Raw genomic sequence first — 6,404 nt, 5'->3', positions numbered from 1 at the left:
CCCGAGCATTGTCGTCACGTGTTGCGTTTCGTAGATGCTTTGCGGCCGGCCCGGCAGGTTCGACAGCGCCTGGTCCAGCAACAGGCGATTCCCTGAAACCTTGCTGACCGAAATGTAGTCGTATGCGGCCAGTTCGGTCCATGTCACGCGCCGCTTCTTCGCCAGCGGGTGATCGCGCCGACAGGCAGCAACGAAGCGCTCTTCCAGCAGGGGCGTGAAGTCGATGTCAGGCTCCTGGCTGCCCACAAAATTCAGTCCGAAGTCCGCTTCCCCACGCGACACGGTCGACAACACATCATTCGCGCTGTCGTCAAGTACCTTGACCCGGATCTTGGGGTAGCGCTCGTGATAGCGCGAGATCACTTGCGACAGATAGTAGTAGACAGTGGACGGCACGCAGGCAATCGTCACCTCCCCCATGCGTGTACCCGCCACGCCCCGTATGCCCAGCAGCGTCTCATCGAGGTCGTCCAGCAGCTGTTGCACCTTGCGGTCGAAGTCGCGGCCAACCGAGGTCAGGCTCACACGCCTCGTTGTGCGTTCGAGCAGGCGTACGCCCAAGGCGTCTTCCAGCTTTTCGATGCGCCTGCTGAACGCGGGCTGGGACACGTGCAGGGCGTCGGCCGCCTTGCGAAAGCTGTTGAGCTCGGCCACAGCGCGAAATGCCTGCAGATCGTTGAGGTTGAAGTTGATGGCCATCAGCGTGCTCCGTGGAGTTGACTGATCGACAGTGTGCATCAATCGATCCTAAACATGCAATTCACGCTACCGACTAAACCAAAGACCATACGGTCTCGGTCAAGGAACAGATCTTGACGCCAACCTACAAACCATCGGAGACATCAAGTGCAAATTCGTCAAGTCCTTAGCCTTAGTTCCCTCGCCGCGGCCGCCGTGCTGACATGCGCGAGCGCGGTTGCTGCCTTCCCGGAAAAGGCCATCACCATCGTCGTGCCAACGGCCGCAGGCGGCGCCAACGACGCCATGGCGCGGGTCATCGGCCAGGCCATGTCGGTCAGCTTGAAGCAGCCGGTGATCGTCGACAACAAGGCCGGTGCCAACGGTGCCATCGCCAGCGAGTTCGTCATGCGTGCCCCGGCCGATGGCTACACGCTCATGCTGGGCTACATCGCCACACACGCGATGAACCCCGCACTGCAGAAGCTGCGCTACGACCCCGTCAAGGACTTCGAGCCGGTGGGCATGGTCGGCTCCTCCGCGACCTTGATGGTCGTCAGCCCCTCCGTGAAGGCTAACAACGCCAAGGAACTGGTCGCCTACATCAAGGCGAATCCCAACCAGGTCAGCTACGCCTCGGCCGGCAACGGCACCGCGCCGCATTTCGCTGCGGAGATGTTCAAGCTCTCCACGGGCACGACCATGCTTCATGTGCCCTACAAGGGTTCGGCGCCTGCGGTCACGGACACCATCGGTGGACAGACACAGGTGATGTTCCCCAGCCTTTTCACGGCCATCCCCTACGTCAAGGGTGGCAAGCTGAAGGCCATCGGTGTGGCGGGCAGCAAGCGCTCGCACTTGATGCCCGATGTCCCGACGCTCAAGGAGCAGGGTATCGACAATGTCGACGTGTCGCAGTGGTACGCCATCTTCGCGCCGGCGAAAACGCCCAAGGCGGTGGTAGATCAACTCAACAAGGCGCTGAACGAGGCGCTGGCGGACAAGACCGTCATCAAGAAGCTTGAGGACCACGGTGCTGAAGTCGAGACCATGTCGACTGAGCAGATGCGCACCTTCGTCCAGCAGGAACAGGTCAAGTGGAAGAAGGTCGTCCAGGCCGCCAAGCTGACGGCTGATTGAAATGAGCAGGACACTTCCTTGCGTGCTGATGCGCGCCGGCACGTCGCGTGGGCCCTTCTTCCTCAAGGAGTGGCTCCCCGCGAACGAAGAAGAGCGTGACCAGGCCCTCATCGGCGCGATCGGCGCGTCGGATCCGCTGCAACTGGACGGCGTCGGCGGCGGTAGCACTCTCAACAGCAAGGTGGCGATCGTCTCGCGCTCGCAGGAGCCCGGTTGCGACCTGGACTACCTGTTCGCGCAAGTGGGGGTCGGCCATCGCTCCGTCGACACACGGCCCAACTGCGGCAACATGCTCTCCGGCGTCGCACCTTTCGCCATCGAGCAGGGACTCGTCGAGGCGCTGGATGGCACGACCCGCGTGCGCGTCTTCAACGTCAATACCCGGTCACGCATCGATGTGGTCGTACGCACGCCCGGTGGCCGCGTCACCTATGACGGCGATGCGCGCATCGATGGCGTCGCGGGCACGGCCGCGCCGATCCTGCTGAACTTCCTGGATGCCTGGGGTGCGGTCACAGGAAAGGTGTTTCCGACCGGCAAGCGCGTCGACACGATCGACGGCGTCGAGGTGACATGCATCGATGCCGCCATGCCCTTGATGATCGTCCGTGCGGGCGACCTCGGTGTCACCGGCAGCGAGAAGCCGGCGGCGCTGGATGCGAATCCCGCGCTGCTAGAGCGATTGGAAAAGCTGCGTCTGCAGGCCGGCTTGCTGATGGGCCTGGGCGATGTATCCGCCAGCGTCATTCCCAAGCCCGTACTGGTCAGCCCTGGCGACTCGCCAGACAGCATCACCTCGCGCTATTTCACGCCGCGCCGTTGCCATGCCTCGCATGCGGTCACGGGCGCCATCGGCGTGTTGAGCGCATTCGCGCTGCCCGGCACAGTCGCGAGCGCGATGGGGCGCGATCCGGGTCGGCATCAGCTGGTCCTGTTGCACCCGGCGGGCCAGATCGATGTCGAGGTCGAACTGGAAGGCCATGGCGACCAGGCGTCGGTCACGGCCGCGGCCCTGGTGCGCACTGCCCGGAAGATCATGCAGGGAGAGATGCAGTTGCCCGACTACGTCTTCACGCGGCCCGATGTGGCGCAGCAGGAAGCCGCGAGCTTCCCGCGCAAGCCCATCACCATCATCGTGCCGACCCGCGCGGGCGGCGGCAATGACACGATGGCCCGGATCATCGCGTCCAAGCTCAGGCCGCTGCTGGGCCAGGACGTGCTCGTCGACAACCGTGCCGGCGCCAACGGTGCCATCGCCAGCGAATACGTGGCACGGGCCGAACCGGATGGCCACACGCTGATGTTCGGCTATGTCGGAACGCATGCGATGAATCCGGCGCTTCAAAAGCTGGCGTACGACCCGGTCATGGATTTCGAACCCATCGGCCTCGTGGGCTCTTCGCCCACCCTGATGGTCGCCAACACGCAAAGCGGACTCGCAGACGTGCGAAGCCTTGTCGAGCGATTGACCGGCTCGCCCCGCAGCATCAGTTACGCGTCAGCAGGCGATGGAACGCCGCCGCATTTCGCGGCCGAACTGTTCAAGCAGAACACCGGCACGAAGATGAACGGCAGGACCTCCGATGGCGCCGCCCCCGCCATCCTGGACACCCTGGAGGGGCGGACGCAGGTCATGTTCCCGAGCTTCTTCACGGCCTACCCATTCATCCTCGATGGCCGCCTGCGCGCCCTGGCGGTGGCTTCGGGATCGCGACTCGATGCATTGCCCGAGGTGCCGACGCTGTCGGAGTCGGGCATCGAGGGCATCGATGTCTCGCAGTGGTACGGACTCTTCGCGCCGGCAGGCACACCGGCGACCGTGGTCGCGCAGATCAACCACGCCCTCAACGAAGTGCTCGCCGACGCGCAGGTGGTCGCGCGCTTCGAGCGCCAGGGCGCCAAGGTCGAGGGCGGAGCACCGGCGGCATTGCGCAAGCGCGTTCATGACGACCTCGGCCGCTGGCAGGGCGTGGTCGCCGACGGCGCGCTCGCGCCACAGGAGCCGGGCGTCCTCGTGCTGGACTGATGTGCCGGGCATCGTCAATCGACGCCCGAGCCAAGCAATGCAAGTTTGCAAACCGAACCCGCGTTGCTGCCTGGAGCCCAGGCACCGCACCAGACATCCAATTTTTTACCGGGAGACATTGAAGATGAAGAGAGCCTTGATCACCCTTGCAGCTCTGGCTGCCTCCGGCGCCGCCATGGCGCAATCATCCCTGACGCTCTTCGGCGTGGCGGACGCAGCCGTCAGCTACTACAGCGCGAAGGGCGTCTATTACTACTCGCCCGTCGCCTCGCTGCCGCCGGTCGCCACACCCATAGAGGTCGGTCGCTCCTTGACGGCCCTGTCCAGCGGCGGCAATGCCTCCAGCCGCGTCGGCTTCCGCGGCACCGAGGATCTCGGTGGTGGATTGGCGGCCAGCTTCTGGCTCGAATCCGGCTTCAACCAGGACACCGGCGCCAACGCCATCGCGGCTTTCAGCAGGCGCTCCACGGTCAGCCTGTCGGGCGGCTTCGGCGAGCTCCGTCTGGGTCGCGACTATGTGCCGACCTACTGGAACGAGAGCGTGTTCGATCCGATGGGCGCGGTCGGTGTCGGCGAAAACCTGATCAAGACCGTCAGCGGCAGCATCGCCACCGTTCGCGGCCCGGGCTCGCTCATCGCGCCGAACGACAACGCGATCCGCGCGTCGAACAGCATCGGCTACTTCCTTCCGCGCAACCTCGGCGGCTTCTACGGGCAACTCATGTACTCGCTGCACGAGAACGTGGATTCGAACAACGTTCCGGGCAGCCCTTCCAGCAAGGGACGCTACTACGGCGGTCGCTTCGGCTACGCCAACGGTCCCCTTGACGTCGCGATCGCGTACGGAGAAAGCACGGCCGCCGACACCACGACCCTGACCGCAGCAGGCATCGCGACCGGCGCCCGCTTCTCCGACAAGTTGAAGACCATCAACCTCGGTGCGTCCTGGGACTTCGGCATCCTGAAGCTGATGGGCGAACTGTCCCAGGTGCGCGACAGCACCTCCACCGTGACCCCGGTCCGCGGCGTGGCTGGGCCTGCGGTCAAGGAGAACGACAAGTACAACGGCGCGATGCTCGGCATGACAGTCCCCGTCGGTCCGGGAATGTTCAAGGCCTCTGTCGCCCGCGTGAACTTCGACAACGACCTGGGGCCTGTGCTGCCGGGGGCGCCAGATCGCGACGCTTCGGTTAGCAAGCTAGCGCTGGGCTACGTTCACAACCTGTCGAAGCGGACCGCGTTGTACGCCACCGTGGCGCAGGTCCGGGTCAGCAACGGCCAGAACAACCCGGCCATCATGGGCATCTACGCCGGCGGCCTGGCGAACGTGGCGGGCGGCACCGCCTCCTCGGGCATTGCGCCGCGAAGTGCAAGAGGCTATGACCTCGGCATTCGCCATTCGTTCTGAGTCTCCGCGGCCAGGTGCCCGACCAGGGCGCGCGTTTGCCTGTCGTTCTTCGGCATCGTCCGGGCCTTCGCGCAGGCCCACAGGTTCGAGGCGATTCGAAGCCTTATGGACGACATGCAAGCCTGATCGACTATCTGTGGCGAGCGGGCCGATCCCGGTATCAGTCGGCCGTGATCTTCCGCTCGCGCACGATCGCGCTCCACTTGGCGTCTTCCTTCCTCATGAAGGCCGTGAGTTCGGCGCGCGTGGTGGGTTGCGGCGTCAGGCCGTGTTTGTTCAGCGCATCCTTGACGCCCGGATCGTTCAGCACCTTCACGATCTCCAGGTTCCACCGGTCCAGTATCGGCGCCGGCGTCTTGCCCGGGGCCACGAACGCGTACCAGTTCAAGGCCTCGAATCCGGGGTAGCCCGATTCGGCCACCGTCGGAATGCCGGGCAGGTAGGCTGGACGTGTCGCGCCGGTGGTGGCCAGCGGGAGCAACTTGCCAGCTTCCACCTGCGGCATCGCCGTGGGTGGCGCCGCGAAGTACGAAGTCACGCGCTCGCCCAGCAGGTCCTGCAGTGCAGGCGCGCCACCCTTGTAAGGCACGTGCACCATCTCCACGCCGGCGCGCTGGTTGAACAGTTCGCCCGCCAGGTGCGAAGCAGAGCCCGCGCCGGTGGAGGCGAAATCCACGGCGCCGGGCTTCCTTTTGGCGAGGGCCACGAACTCGGCCAGTGTCGTCACCCCCGCGCCCTTGTGGACCACCAGCACGTTGGGGAAGTTGACGCCGCCCGAGACCGGCGCCAGGTCCTTGAACGGGTCATACCTCACCTTCATCACATGCGGCGCGATGGTCAGCGGCCCGATCGAGCCCAGCAACAGCATCGAGCCGTCCGCCGGACCGCTGGCGACTTGCTGGTGCGCGATGTTTCCGCCCGCGCCTGCCTTGTTGTCGACGATGACGCTCTGGCCGATGTTCTCGCCCAGCTTCTTCGCGATGAGGCGCGCCGCCGCGTCCGCTGCTCCGCCGGCCGCGAAGCCCACCACCAGCGTGACGGGCCTTGCGGGCGGAAAGTCCTGCGCATGGCTGTGAGGCGCCAGCAGCAGGCAGGATGCGGCCAGCGCGGTGGACTGCAACAGGTGACGTCGATTCATCGTGGTTCTCGCGA

At 65.1% G+C, this 6,404-nt stretch carries 5 protein-coding genes; 3 read left to right on the top strand and 2 right to left on the bottom strand.

The features are described from left to right. Nucleotides 1-699 (bottom strand): LysR family transcriptional regulator (locus WKW79_RS35300; protein ID WP_340339894.1); only part of this gene is annotated, 699 nt, incomplete at its 3' end. Nucleotides 700-846: 147 nt separating this feature from the next. Between WKW79_RS35300 and WKW79_RS35295 the strand changes: the two genes are divergently transcribed. The 3 genes from WKW79_RS35295 (at nucleotide 847) to WKW79_RS35285 (ending at nucleotide 5,252) form a co-directional block, all read left to right on the top strand. Beyond that, nucleotides 847-1,818 (top strand): Bug family tripartite tricarboxylate transporter substrate binding protein, encoded by a 972-nt coding sequence (locus WKW79_RS35295; protein ID WP_340339893.1) that lies wholly within the window; start codon nucleotides 847-849, stop codon nucleotides 1,816-1,818. 1 nt (nucleotide 1,819) lies between these two features. Beyond that, a complete protein-coding gene (locus WKW79_RS35290; protein ID WP_340339892.1) occupies nucleotides 1,820-3,844 on the top strand; it encodes a 4-oxalomesaconate tautomerase in 2,025 nt (674 codons plus the stop codon). A gap of 124 nt (nucleotides 3,845-3,968) precedes the next feature. Continuing rightward, nucleotides 3,969-5,252: a porin gene (locus WKW79_RS35285; RefSeq protein ID WP_340339891.1), complete on the top strand. Its 1,284-nt coding sequence runs from the start codon at nucleotides 3,969-3,971 to the stop codon at nucleotides 5,250-5,252. Between the two features lie 160 nt (nucleotides 5,253-5,412). Here the strand turns inward: WKW79_RS35285 and WKW79_RS35280 are convergent, their stop codons facing one another. Then, complete coding sequence (locus tag WKW79_RS35280; RefSeq protein ID WP_340339890.1) at nucleotides 5,413-6,390, bottom strand: Bug family tripartite tricarboxylate transporter substrate binding protein; 978 nt, start codon at nucleotides 6,388-6,390, stop codon at nucleotides 5,413-5,415. Nucleotides 6,391-6,404 lie beyond the last annotated feature (14 nt).

The sequence above is a fragment of the Variovorax robiniae genome (assembly GCF_037889955.1).
Classification (GTDB): domain Bacteria; phylum Pseudomonadota; class Gammaproteobacteria; order Burkholderiales; family Burkholderiaceae_C; genus Variovorax; species Variovorax robiniae.
This window is presented reverse-complemented; position numbering and strand designations above follow the sequence as displayed.